At 72.5% G+C, this 17,562-nt stretch carries 17 protein-coding genes and 1 pseudogene; 10 read left to right on the forward strand and 8 right to left on the reverse strand.

Features of this window, described 5'->3' with window-relative positions:
• Positions 1 to 12: 12 nt before the first annotated feature.
• Together ABTZ54_RS30270 and ABTZ54_RS30275 are read left to right on the forward strand one after the other, a co-directional pair.
• Positions 13 to 4,365, forward strand: a complete 4,353-nt coding sequence (locus ABTZ54_RS30270) for a non-ribosomal peptide synthetase (RefSeq protein WP_351669222.1) — start codon at positions 13 to 15, stop codon at positions 4,363 to 4,365.
• Positions 4,366 to 4,471: 106 nt separating this feature from the next.
• Positions 4,472 to 5,335, forward strand: a complete 864-nt coding sequence (locus tag ABTZ54_RS30275; RefSeq protein ID WP_351669224.1) for a M56 family metallopeptidase — start codon at positions 4,472 to 4,474, stop codon at positions 5,333 to 5,335.
• 87 nt (positions 5,336 to 5,422) lie between these two features.
• On the opposite strand, the gene ABTZ54_RS30280 is transcribed toward ABTZ54_RS30275, so the two are convergent.
• The 4 genes from ABTZ54_RS30280 to ABTZ54_RS30295 are packed head-to-tail and all read right to left on the reverse strand — an operon-like array spanning position 5,423 to position 8,291.
• A complete protein-coding gene (locus ABTZ54_RS30280; RefSeq protein WP_351669226.1) occupies positions 5,423 to 5,854 on the reverse strand; it encodes an SCP2 sterol-binding domain-containing protein in 432 nt (143 codons plus the stop codon).
• A 19-nt stretch (positions 5,855 to 5,873) separates the two neighbouring features.
• Positions 5,874 to 6,965, reverse strand: a complete 1,092-nt coding sequence (locus ABTZ54_RS30285) for a ferritin-like domain-containing protein (protein ID WP_351669228.1) — start codon at positions 6,963 to 6,965, stop codon at positions 5,874 to 5,876.
• Positions 6,966 to 6,993: 28 nt separating this feature from the next.
• Entirely contained in the window at positions 6,994 to 7,836 is an 843-nt protein-coding gene (locus tag ABTZ54_RS30290; protein WP_351669230.1) for an alpha/beta fold hydrolase, read from the reverse strand.
• Entirely contained in the window at positions 7,833 to 8,291 is a 459-nt protein-coding gene (locus tag ABTZ54_RS30295; protein ID WP_351669232.1) for an SCP2 sterol-binding domain-containing protein, read from the reverse strand. The genes ABTZ54_RS30290 and ABTZ54_RS30295 overlap by 4 nt, the downstream gene beginning before the upstream one ends.
• A 196-nt stretch (positions 8,292 to 8,487) precedes the next feature.
• On the opposite strand from ABTZ54_RS30295, the gene ABTZ54_RS30300 reads away from it, so the two are divergent.
• Together ABTZ54_RS30300 and ABTZ54_RS30305 are read left to right on the forward strand one after the other, a co-directional pair.
• Positions 8,488 to 8,982: a hypothetical protein gene (locus ABTZ54_RS30300; RefSeq protein ID WP_351669234.1), complete on the forward strand. Its 495-nt coding sequence runs from the start codon at positions 8,488 to 8,490 to the stop codon at positions 8,980 to 8,982.
• Between the two features lie 16 nt (positions 8,983 to 8,998).
• Positions 8,999 to 10,591 carry an asparagine synthetase B family protein gene (locus tag ABTZ54_RS30305; RefSeq protein WP_351669236.1) on the forward strand — a complete coding sequence of 531 codons (1,593 nt, stop codon included), beginning with the start codon at positions 8,999 to 9,001 and terminating at the stop codon, positions 10,589 to 10,591.
• Position 10,592: 1 nt separating this feature from the next.
• Here the strand turns inward: ABTZ54_RS30305 and ABTZ54_RS30310 are convergent, their stop codons facing one another.
• A complete protein-coding gene (locus ABTZ54_RS30310; protein WP_351669238.1) occupies positions 10,593 to 11,255 on the reverse strand; it encodes a phosphotransferase in 663 nt (220 codons plus the stop codon).
• Between ABTZ54_RS30310 and ABTZ54_RS30315 the strand changes: the two are divergent.
• Positions 11,254 to 11,964, forward strand: a pseudogene (locus ABTZ54_RS30315) (Rossmann-fold NAD(P)-binding domain-containing protein); the annotation flags it as partial. The gene ABTZ54_RS30310 and the pseudogene ABTZ54_RS30315 sit on opposite strands and share 2 nt — an antisense overlap.
• Positions 11,965 to 11,989: 25 nt before the next feature.
• Complete coding sequence (locus ABTZ54_RS30320; protein WP_351669240.1) at positions 11,990 to 12,460, forward strand: TetR/AcrR family transcriptional regulator; 471 nt, start codon at positions 11,990 to 11,992, stop codon at positions 12,458 to 12,460.
• 65 nt (positions 12,461 to 12,525) lie between these two features.
• On the opposite strand, the gene ABTZ54_RS30325 is transcribed toward ABTZ54_RS30320, so the two are convergent.
• Complete coding sequence (locus tag ABTZ54_RS30325; RefSeq protein WP_351669242.1) at positions 12,526 to 12,825, reverse strand: muconolactone Delta-isomerase family protein; 300 nt, start codon at positions 12,823 to 12,825, stop codon at positions 12,526 to 12,528.
• Positions 12,826 to 12,985: 160 nt separating this feature from the next.
• On the opposite strand from ABTZ54_RS30325, the gene ABTZ54_RS30330 reads away from it, so the two are divergent.
• The 3 genes from ABTZ54_RS30330 (at position 12,986) to ABTZ54_RS30340 (ending at position 15,266) form a co-directional block, all read left to right on the forward strand.
• Positions 12,986 to 13,918 carry a LysR family transcriptional regulator gene (locus ABTZ54_RS30330; protein WP_351669244.1) on the forward strand — a complete coding sequence of 311 codons (933 nt, stop codon included), beginning with the start codon at positions 12,986 to 12,988 and terminating at the stop codon, positions 13,916 to 13,918.
• Between the two features lie 231 nt (positions 13,919 to 14,149).
• The gene (locus ABTZ54_RS30335; protein ID WP_351669394.1) at positions 14,150 to 14,860 is read left to right on the forward strand and encodes an SDR family NAD(P)-dependent oxidoreductase; all 711 of its coding nucleotides are present in this window, start codon (positions 14,150 to 14,152) and stop codon (positions 14,858 to 14,860) included.
• Between the two features lie 28 nt (positions 14,861 to 14,888).
• On the forward strand, positions 14,889 to 15,266 hold the full coding sequence (locus tag ABTZ54_RS30340; protein ID WP_351669246.1) for a nuclear transport factor 2 family protein: 378 nt from the start codon (positions 14,889 to 14,891) through the stop codon (positions 15,264 to 15,266).
• A 9-nt stretch (positions 15,267 to 15,275) separates the two neighbouring features.
• On the opposite strand, the gene ABTZ54_RS30345 is transcribed toward ABTZ54_RS30340, so the two are convergent.
• Entirely contained in the window at positions 15,276 to 16,403 is a 1,128-nt protein-coding gene (locus ABTZ54_RS30345) for an FAD-dependent oxidoreductase (RefSeq protein ID WP_351669248.1), read from the reverse strand.
• On the opposite strand from ABTZ54_RS30345, the gene ABTZ54_RS35745 reads away from it, so the two are divergent.
• Positions 16,323 to 16,565 carry a TetR/AcrR family transcriptional regulator gene (locus ABTZ54_RS35745; RefSeq protein WP_502997341.1) on the forward strand — a complete coding sequence of 81 codons (243 nt, stop codon included), beginning with the start codon at positions 16,323 to 16,325 and terminating at the stop codon, positions 16,563 to 16,565. The two genes, ABTZ54_RS30345 and ABTZ54_RS35745, sit on opposite strands and share 81 nt — an antisense overlap.
• Positions 16,566 to 16,915: 350 nt before the next feature.
• On the opposite strand, the gene ABTZ54_RS30355 is transcribed toward ABTZ54_RS35745, so the two are convergent.
• On the reverse strand, positions 16,916 to 17,533 hold the full coding sequence (locus tag ABTZ54_RS30355; RefSeq protein WP_351669250.1) for a GPP34 family phosphoprotein: 618 nt from the start codon (positions 17,531 to 17,533) through the stop codon (positions 16,916 to 16,918).
• Positions 17,534 to 17,562 lie beyond the last annotated feature (29 nt).

The raw sequence follows: 17,562 nt of genomic DNA on the forward strand, positions 1-17,562 counted from the left end.
GCTGAGGCTGCTTTGAATGTGTTGGTGGGGCGGCATGAGATGTTGCGTGCGGTGGTGCGGGGGGATGGCCGGCAGGAGATTTTGGAGTCGGTTCCGCCGGTGGTGATCGGTGTGGAGGATCTGTCGGGTCTTGAGGCTTCGGTTGCTTTGGGGCGGGTTGCTGAGGTGCGGGATGGGTTGTCGCATGAGGTGCGGGAGGCGGATCGGTGGCCGTTGTTTGAGGTGCGGGCGCAGGTGTTGGGGGGTGGTGTGTGGCGGGTGCATTTGAGTTTGGATTTGTTGGTGGCGGATGCGGGTTCGGTGCAGATTCTTCTTGAGGAGTGGGGTCTGTTGTATGCGGATTTGGGGGTGGTGTTGCCGGAGATTGGTTGTTCGTTCCGTGATTATGTGCGGGCGTTGGAGGGTGTGGAGGGGAGTGCGGGGTTTGAGCGTGCTCGGGAGTTTTGGCGTGGGCGGTTGGGTGGTATTGCTCCGGCGCCTGAGTTGCCGTTGGTTTCGGGTGGTGGGGGTTCGGGTTCGGGGTTTGTGCGTCGGTCGTTCGTTTTGGATGGGGGTGGTTGGGCGCGGTTGCGTGAGCGGGCTGCGGGTTGGGGTGTGACGCCTTCGGCGGTGTTGGCGGGTGTGTATGCCGAGGTGTTGGGGGTGTGGTCGAAGTCGTCGCGGTTCACGTTGAATTTCACGGTGGCGGATCGTTGGCCGTTGCATGGTGATGTGGGCCGGCTGGTGGGTGACTTCACGTCGGTGTTGTTGGTGGGTGCGGATGTGTCGGCTCCGGTGGGGTTCGTGGAGCGGGTGCGTGGATTGCAGCGTCAGGTGTGGGAGGGGCTGGAGCATCGGGCGTATGGGGGTGTGCGTGTTCTGCGTGATCTGGCGCGGGAGTTCGGTGCCGAGCGTGCGGTGATGCCGGTGGTGTTCACCAGCGCCATCGGCCGGACCGTCCCCGAGGACATCCCCGGACTCGGCCGGCAGGTGGAGGCGATCTCCCAGACCCCCCAGGTCTCCCTCGACCACCAGGTGTACGAGCGTGGCGACGGACTCGTCACCGCCTGGGACGCCCGCGCCGACCTCTTCGAACCCGGCCTCCTCGACGCCATGTTCACCGCCTACGAGCAGCTCGTCCGCCGCCTGGTCGACGGCGCCGACGAGGACTGGCAGGCCACCGACCTCGTCCCGCTGCCCGCCGCGCAGGTGGTGGTGCGTGACGAGGTGAACGACACGCGGGGTGTGGTCCCGGGCGGGCTGCTGCATGAGCGGGTGTTCGCGGCGGCGCGGCGGGTGCCGGAGCGGGATGCGGTGGTGTGGTCGGGCGGCGGCCGGATGTCGTTCGGCGAACTGGCGTCGCGTGCGCTGCGGGTCGGGCGACGGTTGCGCGAGGGCGGCGTCGGGGTCGGTGAGCCGGTCGTGGTCAGTGCGCGGAAGGGCTGGGAGCAGGTCGTCGCGGTGCTCGGTGTGCTGGCGGCGGGCGGAGCCTATGTCCCCGTCGACCCCGACCTGCCCGAGGAGCGGATTCAGAAGCTCTGCGCCCGTACCGGAACGCGATTCGTCCTGACCCAGAGCTCCCTGGCGCGGCGGATCGCCTGGCCGCAGGACGTCTCCGTGTGGTCGGTGGACGAGGAAGCGGAGTGGTCCGGGGTCTCGGATGAGCCGCTGGCGTGGGTGCAGGCGGCTTCGGACCTGGCGTATGTGATCTTCACGTCGGGTTCGACGGGTGAGCCGAAGGGCGTGATGATCGACCATCGGGGTGCCGTGAACACGGTCGTCGATGTGAACGAGCGGTTCCGGGTGGGTGAGGGCGACCGCGTCCTGGGACTCTCCTCCCTCAGCTTCGACCTGTCGGTGTGGGACATCTTCGGCGTCCTTGCCGCGGGTGGTGCGCTGGTCCTTCCGGACGCGGACAAGCTGCGCGAGCCCGCGCACTGGGTGGACCTCGTCCGCGACGAGCGGGTGACGGTGTGGAACTCGGTTCCGGCGCTGTTCGAGCTGTTCACCGAGTACGTGCATACCCGTGGCGCGGAGGGTGTGGGGCTGCGGTTGGCGCTGCTGTCGGGTGACTGGATTCCGCTGGGCCTGCCGGATCGTGCGCGGGACCTGGTGGACGGCCTGGCGGTCGTATCCCTGGGCGGTGCGACGGAGGCGTCGATCTGGTCGATCGCGTACCCGGTCGGGGAGGTGGATCCGTCGTGGCGGAGCATTCCGTACGGCCGGCCGATGGTGAACCAGACCTTCCACGTCCTCGACGAGTCGATGCGACCGAGGCCCGACCTCGTGCCCGGGGAGCTGTTCATCGGCGGAGTCGGTGTCGCGCTCGGGTACTGGGGTGATGAGGAGCGGACGGCGAAGTCGTTCGTCATCCACCCCGTCACGGGCGAACGCCTGTACCGGACCGGTGACTTGGGGCGGTACCTCCCGGACGGCACGATCGAGTTCCTTGGCCGCGAGGACTTCCAGGTCAAGATCGGCGGCTACCGGATCGAGCTCGGCGAGATCGAGGCCGCCCTGCTGCGCCAGCCCGGCGTGGAGACCGCGGTGGCGCATGCGCTCGGCACCCCGGGCGGACCGCGCCGCCTCGCGGCCTATGCCGTTCCCGCGCCCGACTCGGACACGGACCTGGACACCGACCTGCTGCGGGCCGAGCTGGCGAAGGTGCTTCCCGCCTACATGGTCCCGCCCACGATCACCGTCCTCGACTCCCTCCCCCTGACCGCCAACGGCAAGGTCGACCGTAAGGCTCTCCCCGACCCCGGTCAGGCCTCCGCCCGTCCCTTCGTCCCGCCCACCACCCCCGAGGAACACACCCTCACCACCATCTGGACCGACCTCCTGGCCCTGGAGAAGCTGGGCGTCCACGACAACGTGTTCGAGCTCGGCGCCGACTCCCTGCTCGCCCTCCGGGCCGTCGCCGCCATGGACTCCGCTGGGCTCGGCCTCGAACTCCGTACCGTGTTCGACCACCCGACCGTCGCCGAGCAGGCCCTCCGCACCACGCGGGGCAGGACCGTCGCCGACCAGGGCGTCGTCAGCGGACCCACCGGTATGACGCCCAACCAGCTCTGGTTCCTGTCCCAGGACCTCCCGGAGCGGCACCACTGGAACGACGCGTCCTTCCTGCTCTCGCTGCAACGGCCGCTCCAGGCGGACGCCCTGCGCAAGGCCACGGCCCGGATCCTGGAGCACCACGACGGACTGCGGCTGCGCTTCGCCCAGGACGGGCCGGCCGACGGATGGGCGGCCTCGGTCGCCGAGCCGGACCCGGACGGGGTGCCCCTGTCGTTCCACGCGTTCCCGGACCTCACCTCCCGCGAGCAGAAGGAGGCCGTCACCCGCACCGCGGACCGGTTGCAGCGGAGTCTGGACCTCGCCGAGGGCCCGATCGTCCGGCTGGCCTACTTCGACCTCGGGGAACGGCCGCACTGCCTGCTCGTGCTCGGACACTGGCTCGCCGTCGACCACTACTCGGCCCGGCTGCTCCTGGAGGACCTCCTCTCGGCGTACCTCCAGTACGAGGAAGGCGCCGACCGTGCCGTACTGCCGGCGAAGACGACGCCCTTCCCCGCGTGGACCGAGGCCCTGCGCCGGCACGCCGAGGACACGGCGACGCAGGCCGAGCTCACGTACTGGCGCGACCGCGACCCCGGGACGCGGCTGCGGTACGACCGTGAGGACGGGCCCAACCGCCTGGAGAGCCTGCGGACGCTCACCCTCCGGCTCGACCACGACCTCACCGACGCCGTCCTGAGGGAGATCCCCGCCGCCCGCGACACCGACATCCTCGACACGCTGCTCGTGGCGCTCGTTGGCGCGCTGCCGGTCGCGGACGGCCCGGGGTCGGGCGAGCGCGCCGTCCTCGTCGACCTCGAACGCCACGGCAGGGACATACCGCTGCCCGGTCTCTCCGTCGCCAGGACCGTCGGCCGGTTCTCCACGATCACCCCGACGCTCGTCACGGTCGACCCGGACGCCCCGGCGGCCGAACGGCTCGACGCGGTCCACGCCCAACTGGCCGCGGTGCCCCAACAGGGCGCGGGATACGGCCTGTTGCGCCATCTGCTGCGTGAGCCCGCGCTGGTGGAAGGACCGGCCGCCCCGGTCGGCCTCAACTACGTCGGCCAGGTCGACGAGGTGTTCCTCAGGTCCGACCTGCTCAGCGTGCCGCGGATGTCCTTCGGCGAGCAGCACTCGGCGACCGGCACCCGCTTCCGCGACCTCGACGTCCTGGGGTACGTGGTGGGCCGCAGGCTCACGTTCACCATCGGGTACAGCGCCCACCGCTTCGACGACAGCACCATGAGCGCCTTCGCCGAGGCCCTGGAGCGGAACCTCGCGGCCGTCGTCAAGGAGGTGTCCACGGAGACGGACGAGGACTGAGACGCCCATGGAGCCGCCCGGTGCCCGCCTGCCAAGGTGGGCACCGGGCGGTATGCGTCATGCGTCACGCGTCATGCGGACGGAAGGGCGGATGGAAGGGCGGAGGGTGTCGGCGGAATCCCACGGGATGCTCAGGCGCGGCGGCGCCCTCCTCGTGCTGCTGTCCCAGTACCTGGCGCTCGCCGAGATCCTGTGCTGGGACACCGTACGCGGCATCTGGCTGCTGCCCCGGATCGCCGCACTCGGCCTGTTCCTCAGCGGACCCATCGCCGGGGCGCTGGGAGCGGCCGCCCGCGCGCTGGACACCGCTCTGCGCCTGCGCCGGCGGCTCAGGGACGCGTCGTCGTCGCGGTGCGCGTGCTTCGAGGCGCTGATCCCGGTGGTGCGACGCGCCGGTCTCCTCGACCGGGTCACGCTCCTCCACGACGACCGGCCGGTCGCCCTCACCCTGGGGCTGGTGCGCACGTACGTCGTCGTCAGCACCGGTCTCGTCCGGCGGCTCTCGCCGCGCCAACTGGAAGCGGTGCTCCGGCACGAGCGCTGCCACGCGGAGCGCCGCGATCCGCTGCGCTACCTCTGCTTCTACCTGGCCCGCTCGATGTTCTTCCACGTACCGGTCGCCGAGCGGGTGCTCGGCAGCATGGCGCTGCACCGGGAGCTGGACGCCGACGCGGCGGCGGTACGGGCCTGCGGCGTGCCCGCCGTGGCCGGGGCCCTGCTCGTGACCCTCGGCGGCGGCCGGCTCGTCGGCCGCGGCTCGGAGCGCCTGTTCCCCTGGCTCGTCCCCGGCGGTGCGGGCTGCCTCCTGGAGCACCGGCTCACCCAGCTGGAGACGGGACTGCCGCCCGAGGTCGCCCCCGTGTCCTTCGCCCGGATCGTCTTCAGCCTCCCCGGACTCGCGGCCCTCGGCGCCTTCGCCCACGTCCTCACGCACCTGCTGCCCGCCGACGGGTTCCTGCCGGTCTGCTGAGCCCGGACACGCACCTGCCGCCGGCAGAGGGCGGGGGCGGCCCTCTGCCGGCGGCAGGAGATCAGTGCGCGGCGACGCGCGTCCCGGTCAGGGACGCTCGAACCACTTCTCGAACTTGGAGGCGTAGAACGTGTCTCCGGAGATCCGTACGCGTCCGGTCAGGAACGCCTGCATGCTGTGCAGCTTCCCGGTGACGAGCCGCAGGAAGTCGGGCACCTTGACCCGCATGGTCACCTTGGGCGCGGCGACCGTGCCCCGGCCCCACCGGCACGTGCCGTCGGCGACGGAGAGGAAGTACAGGTACTCCTCGTCGCCGCCCAGCCGCAGCACGTACTGGAAGTCGGCCCGCTCTCCCGCCGCCTTCTCCGGCAGGAAGGCGTTCGTCATGTTGGTGAAGACGTCGTCCAGCAGCCCCTCCGGGCCGCCGTCGTGCTCCCGGGCGTACGCGACGAGCCCGTCGCCCTTGCGGTCGGCGACCACTTCGGCGAGCCGGTCGAACGCGGTCCTGTCGATGGCCATGGCCCACTCTCCTCCGCGCTCACGCGTCGGCGCCGGCGCCCGCGCCGACGTCGATGGTCGTCTTCACCTGGGCGATCCGCTGCGCGTCGATGGCGTCCGCGGCCTCCTCGTCGTACGCCATCACCGCCTCCAGGTCGATGTCCTGGTAGCCGAGGACGTCCATCTCGGCGAAGGCCCGCTGCACCTTGGGCCCCATCATCCCGATGTCCTTCAGGGTCGGGACGATGCGGGTGAACAGCAGCGACCGGAACAGCTGGAACGCCTCGCTGCCGTTGATGTGGGCCACGGCCTCGGCCGGCGCGAGGTCCAGGTGCTCCCAGATCTCCTCGCCGAGGAACCGGTCCCGCAGCAGGTAGCAGGCCTCGACGCAGAACTCCTCCCGGTCCGCCAGCTCCGCCGAGGTGAGCTCCTTGTAGTACTCGCGCAGCGCCAGCCGGCCGAAGGCGACGTGCCGGGCCTCGTCCTGCATCACGTACGCGTTGAGCGCACGGGCAAGCGGCTCGCGCGTCTGGTCCCGGGTCACCCCGAACCCGGCCAGGGCGAGGCCCTCGATGAGCACCTGCATGCCCAGGTAGGTCAGGTCCCAGCGGCTGTCCTGGATGGTGTCGTCGAGGAGCGCCTGGAGACTGCGGTTGATCGGGTAGGCGAAGCCGACCTTCTCCCGCAGGTAGCGGGAGAAGACCTCGACGTGCCGCGCCTCGTCGACGACCTGCGTCGCCGCGTAGAACTTGGCGTCCAGGTCGGGGACGGTCTGCACGATCTTGGAGGCGCAGATCAGCGCGCCCTGCTCACCGTGCAGGAACTGCGAGAACTGCCAGGACGTCACATGCTGCTTGACCCGCTGGCGGTCCTCGGTGCCGAGCCGGTCCCACAGCCGGGACCCGAAGATGGGGACGTACTCGTCGGGCACGAGGTCGGGGCTGTCGAGGTCCACCTCGATCGACCAGTCGATGCGGTCGGAGGCGTTCCACTGCTTCGCCTTGCCCTTCTCGTACAGACTGAGGAGGCGGTCGCTGCCCTCGTCGTAGTCCCAGGTGAAGACGGTCGTGTTGCCGCTGGGCACCTTCCATTTCGTCTGTTCGATGGGCAGGGTGTAGATCCGGTCGCTCAAGGGGACTCCCAGGTGTCGTCGGACGGCGTCAGCGGACGGACGCGGTCCCGCTGGCCTGTCGGCAGAAGCTGTCGAGAAGTTCGGCGACGAGCGCGGGCTGCTCGCACTGCGGGGTGTGACCGCAGTGCGCGACCTCCACGAGCCGCGCCTGCGGCAGGAGCGGAGCCCAGGCCCTGGTGACTCCGATCCGGATGGGAATGTCGGAGGCCCCGTGCAGCACGAGGGCCGGGACGTCGATCTCGGCCAGCCGCCCGGAGATGTCCCCGCGCCCGAACACCGCGTCGCAGGCCTGCTCGATGTCCGCGCCGCACAGGGTGGTGAAGTGCTCCAGCCACCCGCGCCCGCGCGGTGTCGTGAGGAAGCCGGGGTGGAAGTTGAGCCGCCCGATGACCTCGGCGAGGTCCGCGTCGATGCCCCACGTGCGGGCCGCCTCCACCATCGCGTAGTACGGGCGGGCCGTGCGCTCCGGTTCCTCGTACGGCTGGGTGGAGACGAGCACGAGCGCCGAGACGAGCTCCGGGTGCCGCAGCGCGACCCGGAGCGCCTTCATCCCGCCCATGGAGTGCCCGGCCCAGACCATCGGTCCGGTCAGACCCAGCCCCGCCAGCGTCGTGGCGACGACGTCGGCCTCCTCCTCCAGGGTGTACGGCCCCGGCCGGGCGGGGCTGCCGCCGTGGCCGGGGGCGTCGACCAGGATCAGCCGGTACCGGTCGCGCAGCCGCGCCACGACCTCGTCCCAGGCGCGCGCGTCCGTCAGCAGCCCGTGCAGCAGGACGACCGGCGGGCCCTCGCCCTCGACGCGTACCCGCAGGTCCCACGGGCCGGCCGTCACCTCGGAGGAGACGGCCGGCGCGGGCGTACCGCCGCTCACGGGGCGGTCGTCCCGGCCGCCAGGCCCGCCCCCTGGGCCTCGTCCGCGAAGGACGTGGTGCCGGAGGCGGCCAGGTTCACCAGGGCGTTGGCGGCGCGTACGTAGCGCAGCAGGGTCGGCAGGTGTCCGGTGACCGCGAGGTCCCCGTCCAGCATGGACTCCATCGGATCGACCTCGCCGAGGATGATCTGCTTCCACAGCGAGTACGGCCCCTGGAGCACGAACTGCGACTCGCGGCCCTCCTCCGGTCCCACGTCGTACTTCCACCACAGGCACTTGCCGCCGCCCACGCCGGCGCGCGCCCAGACGTCCCGCTGGTGGCCGAGCTCCGGCTCGGCCTCGAACACGTAGGAGATGTCCGCTTCGAAGGTCCGTGCAGCATCCGCGAACTCGGGAGACGAGTTGATGCGCTCGACGTAGTCGTCGAGCCACTCGCCGCTCGGGAAGACCGCCATCATCACTCCCTTGACGTAATCGGTGAGGGCCAGCCAACTCCTCGGCGACGGTGCGGAAGAAGGTCCGTCGGACGGGCCGACCGGGCCGGGCGGGGCACTGCCCGTCCGGGTACTCCGAGCTGCCGGTCCGCTCCGGGGGCGTCCGCGGCGGCCGCCGGCGACACCCTGGGCGGACCATCCATCCACGGGAGGAACGATGAGGAACCCGACGGCCCTCAGGATCACCATGGCGGCGGCACTCGTCGTGGAGTTCGGCGGCTTTCTCTACGACAGCTTCTGGCACAACCAGCACCTGTCGGAGGTGGCGATCCCGCCGAGCGAACTGCTGACCGTCCACGGCGGCATCTACGTCGGCCAGTTGACCGTCCTCGCCATGGCGGTCATCGTGCTCGCGCGGCGCACGGCGGACAGCCCCACGGCCCGCGTGCTGTGGGCCGTGCTGTGTGGCGGTCTGCTCCAGACCCTGGGCGGCGCCCTCGACATGTGGAGCCATGGGCACGGGTACGAGAAGGATCTCTACCACAACATGATCTACGCGGGAGCGGCTGTGACCGTCATCGGGTATCTGCTCCTGGAGGTGGTCGGACGGCGGGCGGCGAACATCCGGGAGCCCCACACGACGGACGCGGGGGCGGCGACGGACAGGCAGGCTTCCGCCGAGCGGGCGGAATCCGCCTCGCACGTCGGCTGACCGGGTTGCCGACCCCGTGACGATCCTGGAGGGCACCGGCCAAGCGCCCCATCACGCACGGCTCTTCGGCTCCTTCGGGGCGCCCGTGCTGCCCGACGAGCTCGCGGCGGCGGCGGGACGGCAGCGGCACGGCGGGCGGGGCGGCACCGGTCTGCTGCACGGCGAGCGATGGGCGCTCGGCAGCAACCGGCTCGCCGCCGGCACCCCTTCGGCGGACTGCCGGCCCTGCCGGCTCCCCTCCGTGCCCGGTGTCGTGGCCGTCCTCGACGGCGAGATCTACAACCACCGCGAACTGCGGCGGCGGATGCGCGGCCGGGGCCACGTCGTGCCGGACACGGGAGCGGGCGCACTGCTCCCCGCGCTCTACGCCACGTACGGAACGGAGTTCGCGGCCGAACTGGACGGCATGTTCGCGGTCGCCGTCGTCGACCTCCGGGGCCCGGGCCGGCTGGTCCTCGCCACCGACGGGCAGGGCGCCAAGACCCTGTACCACCACTCGGCCCCGGACGGCGCCGTGCACTTCGCCTCCGAACTGCCGGGCCTGCTCGCCTTCTCCCACGTACCCGCCCGCCCGCGCGAGCTCTCCCTCGACGACGTCCTGACGCTCGGCCCACCGCGCGGCGACCGGACACACCTCGACGGCATCACCGCACTGCCGGCGGGCGCCGTCGCGGTGGCCACGGGGACGAGCGGGCTGCGGGTCCGGGTGGGGCGCCGGGGCGGCGGCGGGGCGGCGGATCCCGGGGAGGAGACGCGTCGCGTCCTGCCGGCCGACGGCAGGGTGTGCGTGATCGGTCCTGACGACGGGACCCCCGGCGACCTCGCGGTGTCGGCGGCCCGCCACCTGGCGGAGCTCGGCCATACCCGCCTGCACACCTTCCACTTGGTACGCAGAGGAGCCCGCAGGCCGTCGAGCGGCCCCCGCCCGCTCACCGACCGCAGGGTCCGTGTCGTCCGGCACCCGATCGTGGCCGACCCGAGGGAGCTGGCGGACCTGCTGCCGCGCACCATCTGGCACCTCGGCCAGCCGGACCCGGATCCCGCCGCCGTCGAGACCTCCCTCCTGCTGCGGGGCGCGGTGCGGGCGGGCTTCTCCGTCGCCCTCGCGGAGCGGACGCGACCGGGGCACGTGCGCCCCATGGGCGTCCCTGCCCGGCTCCGGGAATCCCTCTACACGCCGGAGTACGGCGCGTACGTGCGCGCGCACGCCGAGGGCCGTGAGCGGTCCGCGCCCCTCCGCGACGGGCAGCTACGACGACTCGACCACCTCGGCGCGGCCTGGGGGGTCGAGGTCCGCGTACCTCGGCGCGGCGCGCGGGACGCCCGGCCGCCGCTGGCACCTCCCGCTCCGGTACCGCTCCTCACGCGGGGCAGTCCGCTGACGGCCCTCGCCCGCGACGTCCTCGCTCCGTCCGACCTCACCCGGGACGGCCGCCTCGACCCCCGTTCGGTGGAGGCGTTCCTGACCGCGCAGCACCGCACCCCGACCCCGGAGGGGTCCCGGGCGGTCCTCTCCCTGCTGTCCCATGAGCTCTGGCTGCGGGAGCTGCGGGCCCTCCGTCCCGTCACGTCGCGGAGCGGGGTGCGCGACGCGGTGTTCGCCGCCTGACCTACGCCCCTTCGCCGCCGCCGGCGGCGTGCCGCCGCAGCCACGCCGCCTCCGTGGGCGTCAGGTTCGGGTCGCCCAGCTTCGCCTCGGCCACCTCGCGCAGGCGAGCCGCCGGATCGGTCCGGCAGCCGCCGCGCAGGCCGCGCAGCAACAGCCCCCGCCCGAGGCGGGCGGCGAGGCCCGGCACGTCCGCACCGCCCACGGTCACCATGGTCATCGCGACATCGGCGGCCGGATCACCGGCGCCCGCGTTGCACCAGTCGATGACGACCGGGCCCCGCCCGGTCAGCATGACGTTGCCCGGGTGCAGATCCAGATGCAGCACCCGGTCGTCACCCACCGTGCCGAACCGTTTCGGCAACCACTCCGGTGCCGGCAGCGCGTGCAGCCGCTCGTGCAGCCGCCCGAGCTCACGCCCGAGCGAGCCCACCTGCCACGGGCGCCGGGCCAGGGCGTCCATCATCGTCGGCCCGGCCAGCCGCTCAAGGACCATGTCGGTGCCGGTGACTTCGTACACCCGTGGCACCGGATAGCCGCATGCCGCGAGGTGCGTCATCAGCCGCGACTCCAGACCGGTGGGCCCCCCACGCCGGTACCGCCGCAGCACCCTGGACTCGTCCAGGGCGTACACATCGGCGTCCCGGCCCCGCGCGATCAACTCCATGCGGTGCAGTGTGCATGGCCGGCCCACCCGTCGCCAACAGGGAAAACGTCGTTCTGTTCGACGGTGGATCGATAAGCGGACTCCCGTGGGCGGTGCGCGGCCGGTCCGGTTCGACTGGGACGCGCCCGCGACCTGGGACGAGGCGCTCGACCACGCCGACCGTGTCTACCTCGTCCCGCCCATTGGCTCCTCGGACCCCGCCACGGTCATGCTGCCCTTCCTGCGCCAGGCCCGTGCCGCGGGTGTGCGCCGTGCCGTACTGCTCGGCTCGTCGGCGATCCCGGCGGGCGGTCCGGCGGTGGGGCAGGTGCACGCGGCGCTGCCCGGTCTGTTCGAGGAGTGGGCGGTGCTGCGGCCCTCGTGGTTCATGCAGAACTTCGTGGGCCGCACGCCCCACGCGCGCAGCATCCGCGAGGACGGTGCGATCCGGACCGCCACGGGGGAGGGGCGCGTCGGGTTCGTCGACGCGGACGACATCGCCGCCGTCGCCGTACGCGCCCTGACCGACGAGCGGGTGCCCGGCACCGACCTCGTCCTGACCGGGCCGCAGTCCCTGAGCTACGACGATGTCGCCGCGCTCATCGCCGAGGTCACCGGTCGGCCCGTCACCCACCGGCGGCTGACCTTCGAGCAACTGCGCGACCGCTGGGCCACCGAGATAACGCTGGAGTTCGCCACGATGCTGGCCGGCATGGACCGGGCCATCGCCAAGCGACAGCCCTCGTAGCGTGTCCATGGACGACATCGCCGCCGCCGTGGGGGTCGGCAAAGGCACCCTTTTCCGCCGCTTCGGCGACCGCGCCGGCCTGATCGCCGCCGTCATCGCCTCCCGTGACGAACCCCTGAAGCAAGCCGTACGGGACGCCACCGGGTCCTCACCACGGCAGCGGGTCCTCGACCTCCTCGATGCCGCGCTGCGCTTCAAGATCGAGAACCGGCATCTGATGTCGGCCGCGGAGGACGCCGGGCTCAGCAGCCCGTACGAGGCCGGGCACTACGGCTGGTGGCACGAGACCCTTCGCGCGGCACTGGACGACGTGCCCGGCGTCCATGTCGCGGACTTCACCGCCCATGCCCTGCTGGCCGCGATCCGCGCCGATCTCGTCGCGTATCTGATCGACGATCAGGGGATGACGGCGGAGGAGCTGCGATCGTCGCTCGCGGCGCACGTCGAAGCCGTCCTGGGCGACGGGCCGAAGGGCTGACGGCCCGAGCCGACGGCGCCCCACCGAAAGCCCCACCGCCACCGCGCCGACCGGCCGTCAGGGCGTCAGGGCGTCCGGCCGGGGTCGTTGGGGTGGGCTTCGAGCGCGGTCACGGTGATCGTCATCCAGGGGCGGAGCGGCAGCGTTCCCAGCACCTTGTCGTGGAGTTCGGCCTCGTCGGCGGCGCGCCAGACGCCGATGCTGCGCAACTCCCCGACGGGGCGCCACAGGCGGGCCAGATGACCCGTGGCGGCCAGTTCGCGGGCGCGTACCGCCTCGGCGGCGCGGCGGCGGTCGACCTCCTCGGCGGGGGTGCCTTCGGGGATGGTGGTGGTGATCTCGACCAGGTACTCGTTCTCGTTCATGGTGCTCCGCTCCCTTCGCGGGTCTACGTGCTGTGCCGGGCGGCGCCGGTACGGGGCGCTCCGCCGTGCTCCCATGGTGTGCCCGCCGCCGGGCCCGCGCCACGACCGGAGTCCTCCCTGCTGAGAGGCGGAGCCTCCTACCGGCCCTACCCTCGGGGGCGTGGAGCTTCGCCAGTTGCGGTACTTCGTCGCGGTCGCGGAAGAGCTGAACTTCGGCCGGGCGGCCGCCCGGCTGCTGATCGCGGGTCCTTCCCTGTCCCAGCAGATCAAGGCGCTCGAACGGGATCTCGGGGTCGCCCTGTTCGACCGTGACCGGCGTTCCGTGGCCCTGACCCCGGCGGGTACGGCCCTGCTGCCGCATGTACGGTCCCTGCTGGACCGCGCCGACGACCTCAAGCTGCGGGCGGGGCGGCTGGCGGGCTCGCAGCCGGTCCGGCTGGGCTACGTCAACTGGCTGCCCACCGATCTCGCCGCCCGTACGGCGGGGGCGGCCCGGGTCAACGTCGACGCGTGGGTCGCGCCGTCCCACACCCAGGCGGCCCGGGTCGCCGACGGCAGCCTCGACCTCGCGGTGTGCTGGGTCCGCCGGGAGGACCTGGAGCGGCTGGGCCTGACGGCGCGTCTGATCGGCGCGGACCGTCTGTACGCCGTTGCCCCCGGGTCCGCGACGGGGCCGGTGCGCGCCCAGGACACCGCCGTACTGCTGGACGGGGACGCCACGTCCTGGTCCTCGTGGAACGACTACGCGGAGGAGCTGGCGCGGGACACCGGTGCCGTGCCGGAACGGATCGCCGATGGTGGGGTGACCGGCCCCGCGTTCTTCGACCACGTCCGCCGCCTCGGCCGGCCGGTCCTGAACTCGCCGAAGGGCCAGACCGCCGCCCTCCCGCCGGACCTGGTGCACCGTCCGGTGGTGGCGCCGCAGGTGTACTGGACGTGGTCGCTGGTGCGGCGCGCGGACGAGGAGCGTCCGGGGTTGCTCGCCGTGGTCGACGCGCTCTGCGACGGGGTCGGCGACCTCGGGCTGCGGGCGCCGGACGTCTGGCTCCCGGCCGGGGACCCGTACGGGCCGGAGCCCGGCGAGCCGAGCTGACCCGCGGAGCAGGGGCGGAGGGGCTGACCAGGCCTGGAAGTCCAGGCCTTCCAGCAAGGAGGAATCCGGTCCCGGGGGAGGGCCCGTCCGGCGTTGCCCGGTGCCCGCCGCGCTGCCTACTGTCGAGGAGTCGACCGGAAGCCGGCGGCCGGAAACCCGGAGCCGACGTCGACGAATCCTCCCCCGAGCGCGTACCCGTGCTCGCCCACACCCAGGAGTCCTGTCATGAGCATGCTCACGCCACAGAAGGTCGCCGTCGTCACCGGAGCCTCGCAGGGCATCGGCGCCGGTCTGGTCGAGGCCTACCGCAAGCTGGGTCACGCCGTCGTCGCGACCTCGCGCACCATCGCTCCCGCCGACGACGCGGGCGTCCTGACCGTCCCCGGCGACATCGCCGACCCGGCCACCGCCGACCGCCTGGTCTCCGCCGCCGTCGAGCGCTTCGGCCGCATCGACACGCTGGTCAACAACGCCGGCGTCTTCGTCGCCAAGCCGTTCACCGACTACACCGAGGAGGACTACGCCGCCGTCCTCGGCGTGAACCTCACCGGCTTCTTCCGCCTCACCCAACTCGCCGTCGGCCAGATGCTCGCCCAGGGCGGCGGGCACATCGTCAACGTCACCACCAGCCTCGTCGACAACGCCGACGCCCGCGTCCCCTCTGTACTCGCCTCGCTGACCAAGGGCGGCCTCCAGTCGGCCACCAAGTCCCTCGCAATCGAGTACGCGGGTCGCGGCATCCGGGCCAACGCGGTCTCCCCGGGCACGATCCGCACCCCGATGCACGCCCCCGAGACCCACGCGTTCCTCGACGGACTGCACCCGGTCGGCCGCATGGGCGAGATCTCCGACATCGTCGACGCCGTCCTCTACCTGGAGAACGCGCCCTTCGTCACCGGCGAGATCCTCCACGTCGACGGCGGCATGAGCGCCGGCCACTGAACCCGCCCCCCACCCCAGGAGACCCGCCATGCACCGCGCCACCACGACCACCACGGACGACGAAAAGATCCTGCACAGCGTGCTCGACGGCTGGAAGACCGCCGTCGACCGCCACCAGCCGGACCAGGTCGCCGCGCACTTCACCGAGGAGGCCATCTTCCAGGGCCTGCACCCCTACACGGTCGGTCGCCCCGGCGTCGCCGCGTACTACGACGCGCAGCCCCTCGGCCTCACCGCCGACTACCGCATCCTGGAAACCCGGCGTCTGGCCGAGGACCTCCTCCTCGGCTACCTGACGGTCGACTTCTCCTTCACCGACCGCCCCACCCTCACCGTCAGCCTCGGCCTCCTCCTCCAGCACACGGACCACGGCTGGGCCATCGCCCACTACCAGGTGTCCCGCTGAGCCCCGCCCTTACGCCGTCCGGGTCAGGTGGGCGAGGGTCTGACGGGCACTGTCGGGGGCGAAGGCTCCGGCGATGCCCTCGGCGGCGCCTTCGGCGGCTTCGGCGGACCGGGGCAGGAGGATGTCCTCGTAGGCGGTGATCGCCTCGTCGACGGTGGGGTGTGCGAGGAGAGCGGCGGCGAGATCGGCGCCGTCGCGCATCGCGAGGTTGGCGCCCATGCCGGAGAACGGGGACATCAGGTGGGCGGCGTCGCCGAGGAGGGTGACGCCGGGGGTGTGGGGCCAGGTGTGCGGGACGGGCAGGGCGTACAGCGGGCGGTTGACGTAGCCGGTGTCCGTGTCGGTGATGAAGCGGAGCAGGTCGTCGCTCCAGCCGGTGAACGCCTTCAGCAGCGCTTCGCGGAGGGCGGGACCGTCGTCCCCCCGGTGCCAGTCCTCGCCGGTGCGCATGCCGATGTACGTACGGATGTGGCCGCCGCTGTTGCGCTGGGCGACGAAGCCTCGGCTGTCGTCGAGCGCCATCATCGTGCCGTCGCCGGTGAGGGCGGCGAGCCCCGGGTGGCGGTGGTCGGCGTCGTCGAAACCGGTCTCGACGAAGGTGACGCCGGTGTAGACGGGTGTCGCGTCGGACAGCAGGCGGCGGGTGCGGGACCAGGCGCCGTCGGCGCCCACGACGAGATCGACGTCGGCGGTGCAGCCGTCGGCGAAGCACAGGCGGTGGCCGCCCGCGCCGAGCGGTTCGGCGTCGGTGAGCTTGTGGCCCCAGCGCACGGTGCCGGGGGCGAGGGAGTCCAGGAGGAGGCCGCGGAGCTGCCCGCGATCGATCTCGGGGTTGCCCTGGCCGCCCTCGGCCGGCGCGGCGTCGAACACGATCCGCCCGTCGCGGCCGACGAGACGCATCCGCTCGCCCTCGGGGCGGGAGAGCGCGCTGAAGGCGTCCCACAACCCGGCCTCGCGCAGGGCGTGTTGGCCGGTGGCCGGGTGCATGTCGAGGGTGCCGCCCTGGTCGCGGGCGGCGGGGGAGGCGTCGAGGTCGTGGACGGTGACCGGGATGCCGTGCCGCTGGAGGCCCCGGGCGCAGGTCAGTCCGCCGGGCCTGGCTCCGATGACCGCGATGCGGGGGGTGGGGGCGCTCATGGTCGGTCTCCTTGGTTCGTCTCCCTGGTCGAGGCTGAGGCCGGGGCCAGGGCCGGGGCCGCCACTCGCCAGGCGCTGGCCGACACCGCCCTGGACCTGTTCCTGGAGCACGGCTACGACCGTGTCACCATCCGCGACATCGCGGACGCCGTGGACGTGTAGACCACGACGCTGCTCAAGTACTTCCCCACCAAGGAAGCCCTGGTCTTCGACGAGGACACCGCGCAGGAGGCCGCCCTCGTCGCCGCCGTCCGCGACCGGCCGGAAGGCCAGAGCATTCCCCAGGCCCTGTGCGCGCACATCAAGCGGACCCGCGTCGACGCCCGCGACTCCGACCCGCGCTTCGCCGCCTTCCGTCGTCTCGTGGCCGACACGCCCGCCTTGAGGCCACCGGTAGTCGGCCCGACGACTACACGCGTGCGGCCCTCGCCCATCGCGCCGACGATTCCGAGCGCGCCCTGGTCGCCGCGTTCGGCCTTCGGGAGTCCGGCTGGGGCGCCGCGTAACCCCTGCTACGGAGCGCGCCAGACGTTGTCGAATGCCGCCTGCTCGATCGTGCGCCGCTGCCGTACGGCCGCCAGCTCGGTGACCGCGTCCTCGACGGCGGCCAGGACGGTCCGCTCCGGGCCGTCCGTCCGACCGGGCTCTTCCGGCGCCGTCCCGACGGTGGGCCCCGCCTCGATCCCGGCGGCCGTCGCGAGGTCGACGAGGACCGGCTCGCCGGCGTCCAGGCGCTCCTGGGCGCGCCGGTGGTCCGGCGAATCCGACACGACGACCCGGCCCGTGGTGAGCGGTGCCCAGCGGCGCCGCTCCTGGATGAGCCGGCCCTCCATGGTGAAGGCGGCCACATAGGCCCCGGCCAGATCGCGCCCGCGCCGCCACAGCCAGTCGTCGACGTACTCGTACGGTGCCTCCCGGACGAGCGACGCCGCCCCCTGGGCCAGAAGCGCGTCGTCCAGGCCGATCGCGTCCGCCGGGACGATCACGTCGCGGTCGAGGGTGACCGCCCCCTCCGCGAGCAGGTCGACGAGCTCGGCACCGGCCAGCGCGAGCGACAACTCGCCCTGGCGCACCGACCCGTCCGGCGCCGCGTCCAACGCGATGGTCAGCAGATCGCGGGCGGTGCTCATCGGGCGGCTCCCCGTCATCGACGCTTCCT

This window comes from Streptomyces sp. NPDC094032, assembly GCF_040303965.1.
Lineage (GTDB): Bacteria > Actinomycetota > Actinomycetes > Streptomycetales > Streptomycetaceae > Streptomyces.